This window comes from Lysinibacillus sp. 10T31 (assembly GCF_056394365.1).
On sequence record NZ_JBFTHS010000006.1, the window covers coordinates 26,165 to 42,783 of the forward strand.

Below are 16,619 nucleotides of genomic sequence, written 5' to 3' on the forward strand. Positions count from 1 at the left end.
AGGCGTAATACCTCATTCATATAATGATGAAACACTTACTAATACTAAATTTGAACATAAAAAAAGGATGTTATGCCAAAAAAATCGACATAAGCATCCTTTTTTTATGTTAGAACTAATCAATTAAAGTTTCTACCACATAGGTAGGTTGCTGCTCCTTCTCAAGTACAACCTTTGTTGGTGTAACACCTGTGTTTACATGGATTGTGTCACAACCAAAACGAATTCCACACATAATATCTGTGTCGTAATTATCGCCAATCATCACCATTTCATCTTTCGTAAAGCCATGCTCTGTCGCAATGACTTCAAGCATTGCAGGTGATGGTTTACCGATATAGATTGGCTCAACGTCTGCAACTTCACCTACTAATCGGGCGAACGACCCATTACCTGGTAGAAATCCATACTCTGTCGGGAATTTAATATCTTGATTCGTTGCTATAAACGTCGCACCATTTTGCACAGCAATCGTCGCCTTTGCAAGTGCCATATAATCTAGATTTCGATCAATCCCCATAACAAAAACCTCTGGCTCATCCTCGATAGGTTCAATGCCTTCATTAAATAACGCTTTCCGAATACCATCAGAACCTAACATGGCTACTTTTCGGCCATGGAAATTCAAGGCTACATATTTTGCTGTAACTAATGCGCTAGAGTAAATATGCTCTAACGGTGCATTCACACCTATAGCACTTAAAGCTTCCTGCAGCTGCTCTCTTGTCTTAGAAGAATTGTTTGTTACGTAAAATGGCTCGATTCCTGCTTGTTGTAACCGATGAATAAAAGTAATCGCAGAAGGAATGCCATCCTTTCCACGATAAACTGTACCATCTAAATCAAAGCAATATGCCTTGTAGGTTTTCATTGATGATCCTCTGATAAAAATGCCGAAACAGGGCCAAGTTCATTTGTTAAATAACTATTCACAGCTGGTGAGAATTGCTTTAATGCTGGTAAAGTCGTTGTTAACACATTAACAACTTCCTGAACATCTACATCTGTGAATTCACGAACAAGCATTTTACGTAAGCCAACTACTGCTTTTAACGGTGCTTCCATTTCAGTAGATACGACTTTTTCATCGATTAAAATATCAATAATATCCTCATAGCTTCCTGGATCACGCATAATGAAGCCGTCAATCATTAAATTTCCTACATCCATCATTGACTCCATCACATTGTGACCAATTCGCTCGATCGCTAATTTCTTAATATCATTTTCTAGCCAGCTATCTTCTGACTCTAAATTTGCTAATAGTCCATCTAAGTACTGTAAGTTTTTTGTGATTTTATTACGATCTACAAAATACACAAGGAAAGCCCCCATTCAAATCTTTAAAAGTTGATAGTCATTTCTCTTCTATAGTACCATATCTATAGGACTGGAAGGAGATTAAAAGATGGAACGTTTTTTTTTATATGATGATGTAGAAGATACAAAAACACGCTTTGTTAGTTTTGCAGGAAATAAGTTACGTTATGATTTAGCCATTTTGCAATCAGGCCGTTTCTTTGGGAAAGTGCTTGTCATGGATATTCAATTTGGACGCTTTGCTATAATTGGTCCAGATGATATAGAAGAGCCTGGCTATCTTGAACACGTATACAATCGCACAGAGGAAGATACAGTTGAGCTACGTGAATATTTACGTGAATTATTAAATTAACACCCTACATATTTGGTGTTTTTTGTACCTGCAATGATAGCAATTAAGAATTTAATACAAAAAAATTCCGCTTTTCTGCGGACATAGGGTTCTACTTTGCGCACTGTGCAACAGAAGGTTGGCGGAATTTTTTTGTAAGTATCTTAAATCTAAATCATGGAGCATTGAATTGTGCTCCTACTTTTCATTATTTAATTTAGCAGGATTATCCTTATTGCGAGGCTTGTCTTTGTTTTCATTGTCGTTTTGTTTTTTGGCTTGTTGATTTTGCCCAATCACTCCTAAGTCATCAACACTAATATCAAAGCCAAATCCATATTCTTCTCGATCTAACGATTTTTTATTTTCTTTAGTCAAAATAATCACCTCCAATAAATAAATTATCCTTTTTCACATGATTTATACGCTTTGTCTTTCCACTTCAACAATAGTAGCGTTATGCTGTTGCATCTTTAATAATCCAATCAGCAGCACTAATTAAATCTGGAAAAGTCGCATCTGCCAGTGGATCTTTCGCACCTAAAAATACTCCCTTAGTTCCTGCTTTTTTGCCTGCTATAATATCTGTGTCCGTATCTCCCACCATGTAGGATTTTGCCATGTCTATATTATATTTTTCACCAAGATCAACGATTAATTTACTATTGGGCTTACGGCAGGCACAGCCCGACTTTGGCTTATGGGGACAATATACGACTTCGTGAATAATGGCCCCTTCCTTCTTCAATTCTTTTACCATATGCTCATGTATTTTTTGTAGCTGCGTTTCTTTCATAAACCCCAATCCAACGCCACCTTGATTGGTTACTACAAAAATATAGTCGAAGTATTTATTCAATTTTTTTATAGCTTTCGGAACATGTGGTAGGAAATAGAGATCCTTAGGTTTATTGACAAATTTAACGCGATCCGTTAATACTTCATTGATGACCCCATCACGGTCCAAAAATACAGCATTTTTCATCTACACAACACACACCTTTAATAAAACTAGAATTAATTTTAAAATCCGTCCTTTTTGATTCACCACCAAAAGTTGGAGATAGTATTTGTTAAAACATATATCCTGAATATAAGTTGATTGGAGTGGAGGCTAGGCGACTCCTTGGGGATCAGCGTCACAGATGAGACCCTGGAGCGAGCAACGCGAGTGAAGCGGCTCATCGGACGCCCCCAGGAAGCTCTGCTCTGTGCGAAAGCGAAGCGTCAGCGGCAAATGTTTTCTGTAGCGAAAGCAAAGCGACAGCTACAAAGCGCCCAGCCGGAACGGAAATCAACCTCACGCTACGTTGATGAGCTACATTTTTATTATTACCAATTTTAAAAAAACCTATCACTACAAAGTAAAAACCTGATGCAAATTTTGCATCAGGTTTTTAAAGTTTATTCTGCTATTTGTGCATTTTCAACAAGCTTTGTCACTTCATGATCTTCACTTACTACAGCTTCTGGCTGCTGAGTAGATTTGCCGGATTTTCGCAAGACGAAATATGCACAGCCAAAGTTACAATACTCAAATAAGTAATCTTGTAGTGTACTAATCTTCGTATCGAAAGTGGCTTTCTGATTTTTATCGTCAAAAAAGCCTTTTAAGCGTAATTGACTATAACCCCAGTCGCCCACAATATAATCATATCTGGCTAAAATATCTGAGTATCGTTCCTTGAATACTTCCTCTTGAAAAGCTTCTTTGTAATCTTCAATAATCTCGTATTCATATCCTTCAATATTGATCAAAGTGGCACCGCCTTCTATTTCAACATTTGTTTTTACTGTTCTGCTTGTAGCTGACGTTCTTTTGTTGCTTCGTTAACTTGTTCATCAGCATGATAGCTACTACGTACAAGTGGGCCTGCTTCACAATGCTTAAACCCTTTTTCCATTGCGATTTTACGCAGTTTACCAAACTCTATTGGAGAATAATACTTTTTAACAGGCAAATGCTTTTTCGTTGGCTGTAAGTATTGACCAATTGTCATAATATCTACGTCGTTTGCTCGTAAATCGTCCATAACTTCTAAAATTTCTTCATGTGTTTCACCTAAGCCTATCATTAATGATGACTTTGTAGGGATGTCTGGTTGCATTTCTTTCGCCAAACGAAGAAACTCTAATGAACGCTCATATTTTGCACGTGCACGTACTCTTGGCGTTAAGCGACGCACTGTTTCAATATTATGATTTAAAATATCTGGCTTCGCATCCATTAACATTTGAAGGTTCTCTTGCAAACCACCTAAATCGGACGGTAAAACTTCAACCGATGTAAACGGACTTTTACGACGAATCGCACGTACTGTTTCAGCTAATACTTGCGCACCGCCATCCTTTAAGTCATCACGGGCTACCATTGTAATAACTACGTGCTTCAAGTTCATAATAGCTACAGAATCTGCTACTCGTTCCGGCTCTGCTAGGTCTAATTCATTTGGTAAGCCTGTTTTAACAGCACAGAAACGGCAAGCACGCGTACAAACAGATCCAAGGATCATCATTGTTGCTGTACGTCGTTCACCCCAGCATTCATGAATATTAGGACAGCGTGCTTCCTCACATACTGTATGCAGATTTTTTTCACGCATGAGCTTCTTTAGCCCTTTATATTCATCATTTGTGTTTAATTTAATTTTTAACCAATCTGGTTTTCTTAAATATTCTTCTTTTCCTTTGCTTGTAGGTTTACAAGATGTCATACGGATATCGCCCCTATCAAATATATGCAGTTTTTATATTACTATCTTCACTGTTGTCAATGTAACATAATAAATGAACTCCAACAACTATCATAATCAATTTTGCCTCGGCAAAATTGCGTCCGGAGGCTTTAGGCCAACAAATGTTTTTTTGCGCGAAAGCGGAGCGGCAGCAAAAGGGTTTTATCTGCGCGAAAGCGGAGCGGCAGCGGCAACAGCAGATGTTTTTTGCGCGAAAGCGTAGTGCTAACGGAGCGGCAGCAACAAATGTTTTCTGTGCGAAAGCGAAGCGGCAGCAACAAATGTTTTCTGTGCGAAAGCGTAGTGCTAACGTAGCGGCAGCAACACGAAGTTGGTCACTCAGTCGTTGCCACAGGACGTGGCGTTCTTAGACTGAGTTCCTCTATTTCAGTGGGTGTTTGGAAACCTGTACCTGTCGCTACGCTTTCAGTACAAAAGACATTCGCTGAAAGAAGGCGAACATTTCTACTTTTTAGGAGAGACAGGTATTTGAATTGAAGGTACCTCTGAACTACCATTTGAATAAACATCTGGAACTGTTCCCCTTACTAAGCCCATTGCCACCGGAATATCCTGAGTAACTGTAGTAGTTTTACTAGCAAAAGGGACAATAATTTGCACATTTACTTCTATATGAATCCCTACCTCCATATATGCGCTATTTATACCAAATTCCTTTATTGAAGAAGTAACTTCACTATGCACATTGCCAATTACATGAAAGCGTATCGGAATTTTAGGTCCTAAGTTCCCAATTAAAGGGATATTAGCCGCCTGACTCAACGGCATATAAAAAACTACTCCATTTCCTTCATTAATCTTGTTATAATCATATTCAACATTATCAAGATTTGGCAAATGCGACAACTCCCCTTGCTCTGCCTGCTCTAAATACACTTTTACTTGATTGACCGTTTCTGTTCGAACTCGATTAATCGTTTCTGTATTAATTTTCAAATCAGCATGGTTATCAGGGGATACTTCTACAAGAATATCATTAACATCCATAACACTTGATGTACGAGAATCAATCGCTTTACTCACAACGGAAGATGCAATCTTACCCGTTTGTATTTCAGCATAATCTAAATAGGTCGGCATAAGCTTCGCATTTAAATAATAAATAAATAAAATAACACCGATAATTACGCAGATAACTACTATGGTTAATCGATTCAACCGACTTCCCTTTTTTCTATAGTTGCCATAATTACTATATGATCGTAATTTCATCCTTTTTCGAGGGAAAAACAAAAAATCTCCTCCTGTTTCATAAAGTATGAACAGGAGGAGATTTTTATTCTATTTTCGATGGTACAACATAATCCACTTCAACGCTTTCAATTGTTATAGTTGGGTAGTCCACTAAATTAATTTCATATGTAGCTGATAATATTTGATTTTGCTCTTCAAAAATTCGAATCCACGGTAATGCGGCATCCAATGTATTTTGTCTTGATACAATACCTCGACGCCCATCCGATAATTTTAAAATAACACCTTTAGGATAATGGACAACAGACCTTTTCAATGCTTTCACAATACGTATATCGTATATAGTTCCAGCGCCTGCTTCTAAAATTGCTAGGCCCTGAGAAGGTAGCATTTTTTCACGATATACACGACTTGTAGTCACCGCATCAAAGACGTCTGCTACACCAATAATTTTGGCAAACGGATGGATTTCAAAATCAACTAAGCCCCGTGGATAGCCACTCCCATCAATCCGTTCATGATGTTGGAAGGCACAATGGGCAACAATCAATGATATGGAATGTAAATTACGTAACAAATCAAAACCATATCTAGTATGCTGCTTCATCGTTTCAAATTCCTCAGACGTTAGGCGATCAGGCTTTGTCAAAATTTCTTTTGGTACCATAATCTTTCCTATGTCATGTAACAATGCGCCAATTCCAATTAAACGTAAATCCTCAGCTGAGTATCCAAGCTCTTTAGCAATCGCTATCGAATAAAGTGTGACTTGAAAAGAGTGTTGATATAAATATTCATCAAATAAATACGCATCTGTTAGTATTGTTAAAATTTCATCATTACCTCTAACTGCCAACAGTAACTCATCTATAATGGAGACAATTGCTTTTGATTGTTGGTCAAGCACATAAGAGGCATTTACTGGATTTAAACCATTGATTGATTGGAAAGAATCTTTAATGGTTGAAATTGCTTTATTTCGAATAACAGTTGGAATTGTTTCCTGTACCTCAATACCCTCAGAAATTTTATCGTCAATATATAAATAATGCATATTTAATTGTTGAAGTCTTTGTATGATACGTGCATTAATGACAACATCTTTCTTTAAAAGAGGGTGCCCTGCCTCATTCCAAATGGTTCTTGCTAATACCATTCCTTCTTTTAATACATCGATTGAAATTAATCGCATGACCTTTTCCCCAATCCATTCTAAAAGCGTTTTATCTACTCTTACTTAAAGAATCTTTGCCCATAATCTATCATAATGTTTCGTAAAAATTCTGGTAGAATATATTTTTTCTTAGCATATTTAAAACTCGGATAAAAATAACCAAACGTAAACAAATCAAGTGTTACTAATTTATAAATTCGATCATTATCTGCAAGCTTCCCATTGATCAGTAATTGGCGATCTTCATTCATTGAAAAGCCATAAGTTAACATCTTCCCAAAAATAACGCCTCTAAACCCTAATCCTTTTAACTCAATATAAGGCCATTCTTCATTTTTAGATTGCTGAAAAATTTCTTTCATTTCGGCAACTGATAATTCAATCGTACACAAATTTATAGGATGTGGGAAAATTCTATGCAAATCTAGTGCTGTCACAGTTCCCTTAGGTAAACCATCTAAAAAAATACCTGCATTAAATAACGCACAATCCGCTCCACTTTTCTCTAAAATGGCACGCGCAAACAAATCGGATAATTGCGAATAATGGAACCATTCCTTGTTGTACGATTTTCCCGTAGTGAATACTGGAATATCAAGTAATCGTTTGCCTTCTTTTTCTAAAGATTGAATGATTTCATATTCATTTTTAATCGTAGGCAAATCTTTATTATGAATTAAAGTATCCTTTTTTTCAACAATTCCCCTAAATCTCGTATCATATTCTAACACAAGATGTCCAGTATATTGTCCAAATTTTCCTCCACCCGTTAATAAAACGCCATTAGTTAACTTTCCATTAGGGAGAACATGATGTGTATGTGAGCCGAATATAACATCTATTTCCGGGCATTCCTCAGCTAAAAGCTCATCCTCTGTTATCCCTAAATGAGACAAACAAACAATAATATCCACTTCTTCACGAAGTTGAAGCGCTAAGCGAATGAGTGTACTTCGTGCCTCATCTATCTCCCAGTCTAATTCCTTATAATAAATTTCAAACATAGCCGTTGCTGCAATTACCGCAACCTTTGTGCCATAAGCAGTTGTTAATACAACATACGGCTTCATCCACGCTGGATTTGGTCCTTCTGAGGCATTCACATTAGCAACTACTACATCAAATGCTGCTTCATCATACAAATGGTACAGTTCCTTATGAGACAATGTTATACCTTCATTATTACCGATTGTCACTACGTCGTAGCCGGCTTCATTCAATAACTTCACATTGCCCTTTCCGACAGTTGCTTCTGTATAAATATTTGAACGATCTAAATGATCACCGACATCAAATAAATAGCTTGTTTCTCCCATGGTTGTAAGCTTAGTACGCATTTCTCTCACATAGCTTTGCATTCGTGGCCAATACTTAAAATGACTGTGCAAATCATTCGTGTGAAAAATATGAATTTTTTCCAGCAATTAAGCCACCTCTTTTTAAAAAATTACAATAAAGCATCGATAATGGAACGAATTCCTAATAATAATAAAATAACTCGAAGTGCTACTACAAGAGTATCTGATTTAATTTTTTTATTTAATGCTGCCCCAAGCTTTGCTCCAATATAAGCTCCTGGAATAACAGGAATCGTATAGAGCCATGGTACATGTCCTAAATAAATATGACTCGCTGAATTAACAATCGACGATAAAAACACCATGAACATCGATGTTGCCACTGCAACGTGTGGTGGGAATAAAAATAAAATAATCATGGCAGGTACGATCATCGAACCTCCACCGATACCAAATAATCCAGAGGCAAAGCCAATCCCAAATGTTAATGCAATGGCAAACCAAATTGGATACCCATATACAAAAGTATTTCCTTCTTTATCTTCGAATTCCTGTTGCATACCGTTTTTTACAAACCATTCTACAGGTTTCAATCGATCCCGCACAAGTAATATCGTCGCCAAAATGATTAGTAAAATACCAAAATACAAATTAAATGATGGTACATCTAGTCCCTTATTTACCCATGCACCCAGCATCGTTCCAGGAATACTTCCTATAAAAAATATCCAACCGCTTTTATAATCAACTGTTTTAGTTTTCATATAACTTAACGTAGAGGCAAGTCCAGTGAAAATCATCATGACAACCGATAAACCAACCACTTTTTGAGGAGTGATATCTGGAATCATCCCTAGATTTACCCCAACGTATAATGTTGCTGGGACTAAGATAATTCCTCCACCAAGCCCAACCAACGAGCCAATTATCCCAGATAATAATGCAATAATAGCTAAAACAAAAAATTCCATTATAGTTCCCCTTCAAACATATTTAATTGTTTAGGCGCTAACCCTACATCTCTAATCGCTAAAATCTCTTGTAATTCCTTTGCATTTTTCGCAGCATGAAGCCCTGAATTATTATTAAATAATACATACACACCCTGTACTTCTGATTGAAGATGTTTCAAATGCTGTCCAAGCTGCTGCAATTCTTCACTATTGTAATCATATAAAAAGCGAACCTTCCGCCAGTTTTCGGCATTACCAGTATTACGCCACCCATGAATGTTACGTCCATGAATACGTACAAGTGCCTTAGTCGCAGTAACAGCAGGATAAAATGGTACAGAACCTACGCCAGCCTGTGGTTCATCACAAATAGTATGAATGAATTGATGTTCTTGTAAAAAATCCATTGTTTGCTGTACGACATTGTCCGCATACCATGTTCGATTGCGAAACTCAATCGCTACGTCAAAGCCTTTAAGCTGCTGCCTAATATACAATAAATATTGTACATTCTTAGTCTGACAATCAAACCACGGTGGGAATTGTGCTAGTACCATCGCCAGCTTTCCATGACGTTTAAATTCATTGGCACATTCGATAAAGGCATTAAACATGTCATTCTTCGATTCAAACGGTATGTCGCCACGTAAATGACCAGTCATTCCTTGATAGGTCTTCACAACAAAACGAAAATTTTCGGGTGTATCCTCACACCACTTTCGAACATTCTCTTTAGAAGGTATCGCATAAAAAGAAGTATCGACTTCTACCGTTAAAAAATGACCTGTATAATCGAATAATTTGTCTTTTGAGGCAGTCACTTCACTATAAAGCGAAGGATGATCACCCCAACCAGTTAATCCAACTATAATCATGTGACCCCCTCCTCTATGTACATTTATCATAGCATATACTTTCTAATGAAATATGAACGTATCGTAAAAAAACACACCTCATAAATTAGGCCGGCAAAGATAGATATTACCATCATTTCCCTATATGATAATGTAAAGGATTATCATTATAGCGTGGGGTTGATTTCCGTTCCAGCAGGACGTTTTCTGCGCGAAAGCGAAGCGTCAGCGGCAGGATGTTTTTTGCGCGAAAGCGAAGCGTCAGCGGCAGGATGTTTTTTGCGCGAAAGCGAAGCGTCAGCGGCAGGATGTTTTTTGCGCGAAAGCGAAGCGTCAGCGGCAGGATGTTGGGCACTAAGGCGTTATCACAGAACGTGATGGTTCTAGCTTTCGTTCCTCTATTGCAAATCCTCAAGGAGTCGCCTAGCCTCCACTCAACCTATGCACATGGTATACGTTTTAATAAATGTCATTCCGAACTTTTAGTCGAAATATAGCAAAATTAATGCGAGAGGATAGTGATATAAATGATTACTGAACTACAGCAAAATGAATTTTACAGGTGTAAAGAGCTGTTGAATAAGCAAGGCCAATTAGAAGTTCAAGCAGTTGTAGAGGGAGTAAATCCTGGACGAATATTTGTGGATAATATCGACACACCACGTACAGCACTTATTTGGTTAGGCAACAATGATGGGTTTTTATTTATCGGGAATGAAGAAAATGAACAATTTAATAATCAAATAAATGGTTTTGTTGATCGAGTAATTGTACCCGAAGCAAAGAAAGTGGGGTTGCATTACTTTGAAGGTATCGGTAACCATCCAAAGTGGAATCAAATGATTGAAAAAATATTTAAACATCGTGAACTTGGTAGTTGGAAACAAAGAGTTTATAAGCTTCATAAAAATAACTATATAGCAAATAATGAGCCCGATGTTAAAGAAGGATACACTGTTTTAAAAATAGATAACGCTCTATTTAACGATAACGCAATTAAAAATCTCGAATTTTTACATTCAAAAATTCTTTCGTGTTGGTCTTCTCCTGAGTGTTTCTTGAATAAAGGAATTGGATATTGTGTCGTTTACAAACATCACATTATTAGTTTTTGTTTTTCAGGCTTTATCGTTGAAAATGTCCACTGTATTGACATTGAAACATTAGAAGCTCACCAAGGTAATAAATTAGCCCAAAAGTTAGCTCATTACTTTGTAAAAGATTGTTTAGCGCAAGGGTCGACCCCATATTGGGATTGTATGGATTCAAACAAGCCTTCCATCGCTGTAGCAGAAAATATAGGGTTTACCAATATTTTTAACTATGTAGGATACGAATTTTCATTCAACTAAAAATATTATAACCCCGCTAAGTAAATCACTTAACGGGGTTTATTTGTAGGTATTGATATTAATTAATAAAATTTCACTACATCTTCAAAAGGTAAAGAAGTTTTTTCTCCTGCTTGTTCATTTGGTTCACCAAATGGCATTTGAGCTACTAGGCTCCATTCTGCAGGGATATTCCAAGTTTCTTTAACTTCCTCGTCAATAATTGGATTATAGTGCTGAAGAGATGCGCCGATTCCTTCAGTAGTTAAAGACATCCATGTTGCGTACTGAAGCATTGCATTTCCTTGATGTGACCAGAATGGGAATTGCTCTTTATAAGAAGGAGCGTTTTCTTGCATTTGTTTAATTGTTGCTTGATTTTCAAAGAATAAGATTGTTCCTACGCCATCTTTAAAGCCTAGTAAACGCTCTTCTGTTGCAGCAAAATTTTCTGCTGGAACACGTGCACGTAATGTTTCTTTGACAATATCCCAAAACTTTTCGTGTTCATTATCCATTAAAACTACTACACGTCCACTTTGCATATTAAATGAAGATGGTGCATGTACACTAATTTTTAATAGCTCTTCAATTTTGTCTTTTGTAATTGCTGCATTCTTTTTCACTTTACGGATTGAACGACGATTAATAATTGCTTCTTTTAAATTAGTTGTTGTTACTGACATTTGTATTTCCTCCAAATTTTAATCAAATTTATATACATAGACTTTTACATGCAGCTTCATTTTATACGCTACTTTACATTACCTATTTTTTAAAATGCTGATCGATGACTTGCCCTATTCTTTCTTTACTAGCTAATCCTTGGATCATTTCATCACCAATAATTAGTGTTGGAACAGCCGTAATATTCGCTTCTTCATAAGCATGCTTTAAAGCTTCTTGATGAGCTTCACGATATTTACCTGAAAGCAAAGCTTCTTTGAATTCTTCTTTTTGCAGACCTACCTCATTCGCTAATTGAGTTAACACGTCTACATCCTCAATATTTTGTTCCTCTTGGAAAAACGCTGTGAAAACTCTATGATGAAAATCATTTCCTTTTCCATATACTTTAGCGAATTGATATCCTTCAAAAGCTAAATTTGTATAAGGATGCGGAGATACTCGCGGTAATCGCATATCAATGCCTAGCTTTTTAGCTGTAGGGAGAATATAGGAATCCCACGACCCTAATTTAGCAGGCTCTTTCCAAGGATCAATTTTTGGATATGGCTTAGGTCTTAATTCAAACGGCATCCACTCTATCTCTATATCCTTTTCTTTTGCAATTTCATCCAACGGCCCTTTCCCTAAAAAACAGAAAGGACAAATAAAATCCGAATATGCTTTTATTTTAAGAGTCACCCAATAAAACCTCCCTTTCTCTCTTCTTGTTGTAACCATTTTAGTTACAACTAAATCAAATAAATATGCATTCCGTGAAAAGAAAAGAATGCATTTATTGTGATTGTTGAATTTCATGGATTAAAGATGTAATCACTTGTTCCATCGTAATATTAGCTAATACTTGTTCCATCGCTTCTTGTGCTTGCACTAAAATTAGCTCTAACACAGCCTGTATATTTGCACCAATAGGACAATCAGGATTGGGATTTTCATGTAGATGAAATAACTTATCTTCTTCTACAACTTCTACTGAACGAAAAACCTCTAGCAAAGTGATAGCATCTAGATCTTTGACTAAAGAAGCTCCACCTGTCCCTCGGCGCACTTGCACTATACCCGCCTTTTTAAGATAGGATAATATTTTCCTAATTACTACCGGATTTGTATTTACACTTTCCGCCATAAATTCTGATGTGCAAATGGTCGATGGATTTTGTTTGATGATTGATAAAATATGAACAGCGATTGTAAAACGACTGCTAATCTTAATCTTCATCACCTCCAGCTGTAACCATTATAGTTACAACTGAAAAATAAGTCAACTGTTTTATAAAAAATACAACATACGAAAAAATATAGATTGAAAAACTGTTGGGTCTATACTTGAACATGCTATTTATAAGATACTGCTATACAAGTTATATTTAATTGTGAACAAAGTAAAGAGTGTATAGTATTATAAAAGTAAAGTTCCCAAAGCATTGCTGGATCTGGCACCATTCACAGAAAAACTGTATTCAAAAGTTTTGAGTTTAGCTATAGTCTTTTGTTTAAAAAAGAAAAAAGTGGGGATGCAAATGGACATTTTTATTGGGGTAATTATCTTCTTTCTAATCATTTTTGTCGCACTATGGATATTTCCATTGAAGTATCAAAAAATTGAATGGATTGAAACGAACGCACAGATTATCGAAAGTGATTTTTCACACCGAACAGTTGGCCATGAGATTACATATGCAAAAGGAGAATCAAAGCGTAGAATAAAGTTGGCAGTACAATTTACTTCATTACAAAATAAATCAATCACTGTCACGAGCAAAGTATGGACATATACGAAAAATCGTGCTTTTTTTGAGGAAGGACAATGGGTGACGATTCTTTATAATAAAAAGAAGCCTCAACAGTTTAAACTCAAATATCAAATATAGAAGGTTACTGGGATAAATAAATTTTTTACTGGCAGGAGTCGTGCATCTTCTCTACAATCATCTAATAAGCTTTTTCACACAGTTAGTAGTTCTATAGAGGGGTTCTTAACAAAGACATCTCTACATTTCCTTATCCTATTCAACATGTCTGAAAAAATATTATGCAATTATGCCAAGGCATAATTGCATAATTACATCCGGAATCGGCTTTGTGCTCGAATCTATATTCAAACACAATCTATTTTATTAGATACCGCTAAACTCCCTACACCATGTACTAAACCTTAGTTTACTAATAGTGAGCCCCATCCGCTTCTTTTTCCTCCTCATCCTCTTTCTAACCAAAACGTGAATTCTTTTTATCTAGTAGCTCGATATATCCATGGGCTTCATTGGCTAGATGAAGTAATTTCCTTCAGAAACTCTTTTGTCTTCTTCAAGCTGCTTACGCTAGCCGGGGAGGCCATATCAAACTGATAGCCATGACCAACCTTCATCACGGCAGGGTCGAAAAATAGAGAGTTGACCTGAATGTTCTGTTCTTTAAGTGTATCCACGAAAATCCTAGCCTGTGATTCAAACGAATTCGTATTTCCGTCGGTCACAAATGATGGTGGAAAGTCTTTTGTGACATACTTCGATAGGTTTAAAACATCAAATTCCGGGTTGTTCATCCAGTTTTTATCGCCCAAAATGCTCCAGCCCATTCGCTTGAGTACGAATTGTTGCGAAGACTTTAAATCGATATGCTGTATTTCTGAGATATCGTATGGAGCGCTGTATAACAATAATCCTTTGATTGCGTTAGTCGGCATCAGTTGTGGAATTTCCACGAGCTTTGCATATTCAGTATTGGATTGGATTAGCGCAAATTCTCCCGCCAAGAAAGCACCCGCTGAGGAACCAGCCAAAATCACTCGTGATGGGTCCAAGGGATATTTCGAAGCCAAGTGCTGCAAATAAGACCATACTTCCCCCACTTGCTTCGTCTGATCAAACAAAGTGGCTCCAGGCGCTAACTCGTAGTTCATGGATACTACAGCATAGCCATCAGCGGCCAAAGCTCTTGAATAATTAGCGGCCATAAACTTATCTCCCGTAATGAAGCCTCCTCCGTGGATAAAGAGAATAACGGGCAGCGGCTTTGAATCGCCTTGAGGGAGATAAAGGTCGAGTTTATTTTCCTTGTACTTGGATGGATATGAGAGGTCTGAGATCACCTGAGTTTGCGCCATGAGCGCGGGTAAATCGGATGGATCAGAACCAAAATTTTCAGGATTATTCTTGCTAGCCAGTAGTTGCATCACCCAAATCGTCGGCTGAGGCGTCCAAATGGCAAAGGCCGATGTGATCAGAACAATAGCCAAAAAAGCCATCAGTATAAGCTTAGTTAATTTGAGAATTTGCTTTTTTCCTATTTGTTGACGGGATTCTTGTATCTGGGACATAGATAATGCTCCTTAATAGTATTTTTGTCTACTATACTACATATTTATTATTTTGCAATTTTCAGATTTTTGAACAAAGAATTCAAACCTATCAAAAAAACGCCATAAACATTAATGTAGTAGGATTTCCAAAATCTCTTTATTCAATTTATAGGCCCATCTTCATTACTCATTCTTGTCCCATAGAAAAAACACCTTCACGTTGATTTCATAAGGTGTCATACCAGTTTTTCAACGAAAGGTGTTTTTATGTATCTTAGAATTTCTAGGTCAGTACATTGCTACGCACACGCCCATCTCATTGCTCCTCAGGTAGGAACTGTTGTTAGCGAAATGAGCGGAAAGAAACTCCGTTAAACCTACTTTTCAATTTTGATTTAATTGGTCTAATAATTTCAACTTTAAATTAGGATATATTTTATTATACATCTTCTTTTCTATTAATTTATGTGCAATTACGATAGAAGCAAATATAAAAGCGTATAGAATAAAGGCCCATGGATACGCTAAGAACCAATCAAGTATATTTTTAAAGATATCCTCGCGACCTATTATTTTTAACTTTCCTAAAATCATATAAACAATAAAGACAACGATTGGTAAGGCAATAACACCTGACATAATGTTTAAAGATCGTTTTTTATTCCGAGCTTCGATAAAAGTAGGTTCATTTAAATATTCGCTAACCCCCACTGCTTGTTTTTCAAAAGTATCTTCACTTCTAATAGGTAAGTTGTGATCACTAATTATTTTGTGAAGCTGTTTAAGTTCTTCCGCGCTAGAATAAATTTCAAGCATCGTTTTTCCGTAATTCAGATTCCTCACTTCTTTCTCGCATAAAATATTTAGTATATAGTACCATTAATGAAGGATTTTTGCTATTTACAGGTTATTATTTGTCATATTTGTCCAATGGAAAAAGATGATTCTACATTAAATGTTGGAGTGGAGGCACAATATTTAACGATGCTCCTTTCTATTTAAATACTTAAGTCTTGTTGAATTAACACCCAACCTAGGCAACACAAGAAATGACTTTGCACAATTACCTATACATAATGCATAAAATAAGTTGATGGATCAATTATGCCTCGGCATAATTGCATCCGCCGGAGGCTTTAGGCCACACAATGTTGGTCACTCAGTCGTGTGTTGTTGTTATTATTGTTGTTGCTGTCGCTTCGCTTTCGCACAGATAAAACCGTGTTGCTGTCGCTTCGCTTTCGCACAGATAAAACCGTGTTGCTGTCGCTTTGCTTTCGCACAGATAAAACCGTGTTGCTGTCGCTTCGCTTTCGCACAGATAAAACCGTGTTGCTGTCGCTTCGCTTTCGCAGAGATAAATTGCCACAGGACGTGGTGCTCTTAGACTGAGTTCCTCTATTTCAGCGGATGTCTT

At 36.8% G+C, this 16,619-nt stretch carries 23 protein-coding genes; 6 read left to right on the forward strand and 17 right to left on the reverse strand.

The features are described from left to right. Positions 1-115 precede the first annotated feature (115 nt). Complete coding sequence (locus AC1DCY_RS04980; protein ID WP_477347997.1) at positions 116-871, reverse strand: TIGR01457 family HAD-type hydrolase; 756 nt, start codon at positions 869-871, stop codon at positions 116-118. Beyond that, complete coding sequence (locus tag AC1DCY_RS04985; protein ID WP_477347999.1) at positions 868-1,320, reverse strand: DUF86 domain-containing protein; 453 nt, start codon at positions 1,318-1,320, stop codon at positions 868-870. The genes AC1DCY_RS04980 and AC1DCY_RS04985 overlap by 4 nt, the downstream gene beginning before the upstream one ends. Before the next feature lie 88 nt (positions 1,321-1,408). On the opposite strand from AC1DCY_RS04985, the gene AC1DCY_RS04990 reads away from it, so the two are divergent. After that, on the forward strand, positions 1,409-1,675 hold the full coding sequence (locus AC1DCY_RS04990; RefSeq protein WP_100546184.1) for a DUF3055 domain-containing protein: 267 nt from the start codon (positions 1,409-1,411) through the stop codon (positions 1,673-1,675). Between the two features lie 177 nt (positions 1,676-1,852). Here AC1DCY_RS04990 and AC1DCY_RS04995 read toward each other — a convergent pair whose 3' ends face one another. Further along, positions 1,853-2,047, reverse strand: a complete 195-nt coding sequence (locus tag AC1DCY_RS04995) for a hypothetical protein (RefSeq protein ID WP_477348001.1) — start codon at positions 2,045-2,047, stop codon at positions 1,853-1,855. A 64-nt stretch (positions 2,048-2,111) separates the two neighbouring features. Next, on the reverse strand, positions 2,112-2,639 hold the full coding sequence (locus tag AC1DCY_RS05000; RefSeq protein WP_477348003.1) for a D-glycero-alpha-D-manno-heptose-1,7-bisphosphate 7-phosphatase: 528 nt from the start codon (positions 2,637-2,639) through the stop codon (positions 2,112-2,114). A gap of 141 nt (positions 2,640-2,780) precedes the next feature. Between AC1DCY_RS05000 and AC1DCY_RS05005 the strand changes: the two genes are divergently transcribed. Next, positions 2,781-2,999 (forward strand): hypothetical protein, encoded by a 219-nt coding sequence (locus AC1DCY_RS05005; RefSeq protein WP_477348005.1) that lies wholly within the window; start codon positions 2,781-2,783, stop codon positions 2,997-2,999. Between the two features lie 59 nt (positions 3,000-3,058). Here AC1DCY_RS05005 and AC1DCY_RS05010 read toward each other — a convergent pair whose 3' ends face one another. Both AC1DCY_RS05010 and lipA read right to left on the reverse strand, forming a co-directional pair. Continuing rightward, entirely contained in the window at positions 3,059-3,412 is a 354-nt protein-coding gene (locus AC1DCY_RS05010) for a YutD family protein (protein WP_477348007.1), read from the reverse strand. Between the two features lie 32 nt (positions 3,413-3,444). Further along, the gene (lipA, locus tag AC1DCY_RS05015) at positions 3,445-4,368 is read right to left on the reverse strand and encodes a lipoyl synthase (RefSeq protein ID WP_477348009.1); all 924 of its coding nucleotides are present in this window, start codon (positions 4,366-4,368) and stop codon (positions 3,445-3,447) included. Positions 4,369-4,511: 143 nt separating this feature from the next. On the opposite strand from lipA, the gene AC1DCY_RS05020 reads away from it, so the two are divergent. Further along, positions 4,512-4,760 (forward strand): hypothetical protein, encoded by a 249-nt coding sequence (locus tag AC1DCY_RS05020; protein ID WP_477348011.1) that lies wholly within the window; start codon positions 4,512-4,514, stop codon positions 4,758-4,760. Between the two features lie 94 nt (positions 4,761-4,854). Here the strand turns inward: AC1DCY_RS05020 and yunB are convergent, their stop codons facing one another. From yunB to AC1DCY_RS05045, 5 genes are read right to left on the reverse strand one after another with little or no spacing between them, the layout of a single operon-like run. After that, positions 4,855-5,643: a sporulation protein YunB gene (gene yunB, locus AC1DCY_RS05025; RefSeq protein WP_477348013.1), complete on the reverse strand. Its 789-nt coding sequence runs from the start codon at positions 5,641-5,643 to the stop codon at positions 4,855-4,857. Between the two features lie 43 nt (positions 5,644-5,686). Then, a complete protein-coding gene (locus tag AC1DCY_RS05030; RefSeq protein WP_477348015.1) occupies positions 5,687-6,796 on the reverse strand; it encodes an HD-GYP domain-containing protein in 1,110 nt (369 codons plus the stop codon). A 41-nt stretch (positions 6,797-6,837) separates the two neighbouring features. Next, entirely contained in the window at positions 6,838-8,202 is a 1,365-nt protein-coding gene (locus AC1DCY_RS05035) for a bifunctional metallophosphatase/5'-nucleotidase (RefSeq protein ID WP_477348017.1), read from the reverse strand. Between the two features lie 23 nt (positions 8,203-8,225). Beyond that, positions 8,226-9,047 (reverse strand): sulfite exporter TauE/SafE family protein, encoded by an 822-nt coding sequence (locus AC1DCY_RS05040; protein WP_477348019.1) that lies wholly within the window; start codon positions 9,045-9,047, stop codon positions 8,226-8,228. Then, the gene (locus AC1DCY_RS05045; RefSeq protein ID WP_477348021.1) at positions 9,047-9,904 is read right to left on the reverse strand and encodes a DUF72 domain-containing protein; all 858 of its coding nucleotides are present in this window, start codon (positions 9,902-9,904) and stop codon (positions 9,047-9,049) included. Before AC1DCY_RS05045 ends, AC1DCY_RS05040 begins: the two co-directional genes overlap by 1 nt. Before the next feature lie 153 nt (positions 9,905-10,057). On the opposite strand from AC1DCY_RS05045, the gene AC1DCY_RS05050 reads away from it, so the two are divergent. Together AC1DCY_RS05050 and AC1DCY_RS05055 are read left to right on the forward strand one after the other, a co-directional pair. Continuing rightward, positions 10,058-10,261, forward strand: a complete 204-nt coding sequence (locus tag AC1DCY_RS05050; protein ID WP_477348022.1) for a hypothetical protein — start codon at positions 10,058-10,060, stop codon at positions 10,259-10,261. A 149-nt stretch (positions 10,262-10,410) separates the two neighbouring features. Then, on the forward strand, positions 10,411-11,235 hold the full coding sequence (locus AC1DCY_RS05055; RefSeq protein WP_477348024.1) for a GNAT family N-acetyltransferase: 825 nt from the start codon (positions 10,411-10,413) through the stop codon (positions 11,233-11,235). A gap of 62 nt (positions 11,236-11,297) precedes the next feature. Here the strand turns inward: AC1DCY_RS05055 and AC1DCY_RS05060 are convergent, their stop codons facing one another. From AC1DCY_RS05060 to AC1DCY_RS05070, 3 genes are all read right to left on the reverse strand, one after another. Next, positions 11,298-11,900, reverse strand: a complete 603-nt coding sequence (locus AC1DCY_RS05060) for a nitroreductase family protein (RefSeq protein ID WP_477348026.1) — start codon at positions 11,898-11,900, stop codon at positions 11,298-11,300. An 82-nt stretch (positions 11,901-11,982) separates the two neighbouring features. Continuing rightward, entirely contained in the window at positions 11,983-12,582 is a 600-nt protein-coding gene (locus AC1DCY_RS05065) for a DsbA family oxidoreductase (RefSeq protein ID WP_477348028.1), read from the reverse strand. A 94-nt stretch (positions 12,583-12,676) separates the two neighbouring features. Beyond that, positions 12,677-13,114 (reverse strand): Rrf2 family transcriptional regulator, encoded by a 438-nt coding sequence (locus AC1DCY_RS05070; protein ID WP_460014811.1) that lies wholly within the window; start codon positions 13,112-13,114, stop codon positions 12,677-12,679. A 307-nt stretch (positions 13,115-13,421) separates the two neighbouring features. Here AC1DCY_RS05070 and AC1DCY_RS05075 point away from each other — a divergent pair, with 307 nt between their 5' ends. Then, entirely contained in the window at positions 13,422-13,772 is a 351-nt protein-coding gene (locus tag AC1DCY_RS05075) for a DUF3592 domain-containing protein (RefSeq protein WP_477348030.1), read from the forward strand. Positions 13,773-14,161: 389 nt separating this feature from the next. Here the strand turns inward: AC1DCY_RS05075 and AC1DCY_RS05080 are convergent, their stop codons facing one another. The 3 genes from AC1DCY_RS05080 to AC1DCY_RS05090 all read right to left on the reverse strand — a co-directional run bounded on the left by AC1DCY_RS05080 (position 14,162) and on the right by AC1DCY_RS05090 (position 16,571). Next, positions 14,162-15,220 (reverse strand): alpha/beta hydrolase, encoded by a 1,059-nt coding sequence (locus AC1DCY_RS05080; protein ID WP_477348032.1) that lies wholly within the window; start codon positions 15,218-15,220, stop codon positions 14,162-14,164. A gap of 366 nt (positions 15,221-15,586) precedes the next feature. Then, a complete protein-coding gene (locus tag AC1DCY_RS05085) occupies positions 15,587-16,045 on the reverse strand; it encodes a DUF6097 family protein (protein WP_477348034.1) in 459 nt (152 codons plus the stop codon). A gap of 316 nt (positions 16,046-16,361) precedes the next feature. Next, positions 16,362-16,571: a hypothetical protein gene (locus AC1DCY_RS05090; protein ID WP_477348036.1), complete on the reverse strand. Its 210-nt coding sequence runs from the start codon at positions 16,569-16,571 to the stop codon at positions 16,362-16,364. Between the last annotated feature and the right edge of the window lie 48 nt (positions 16,572-16,619).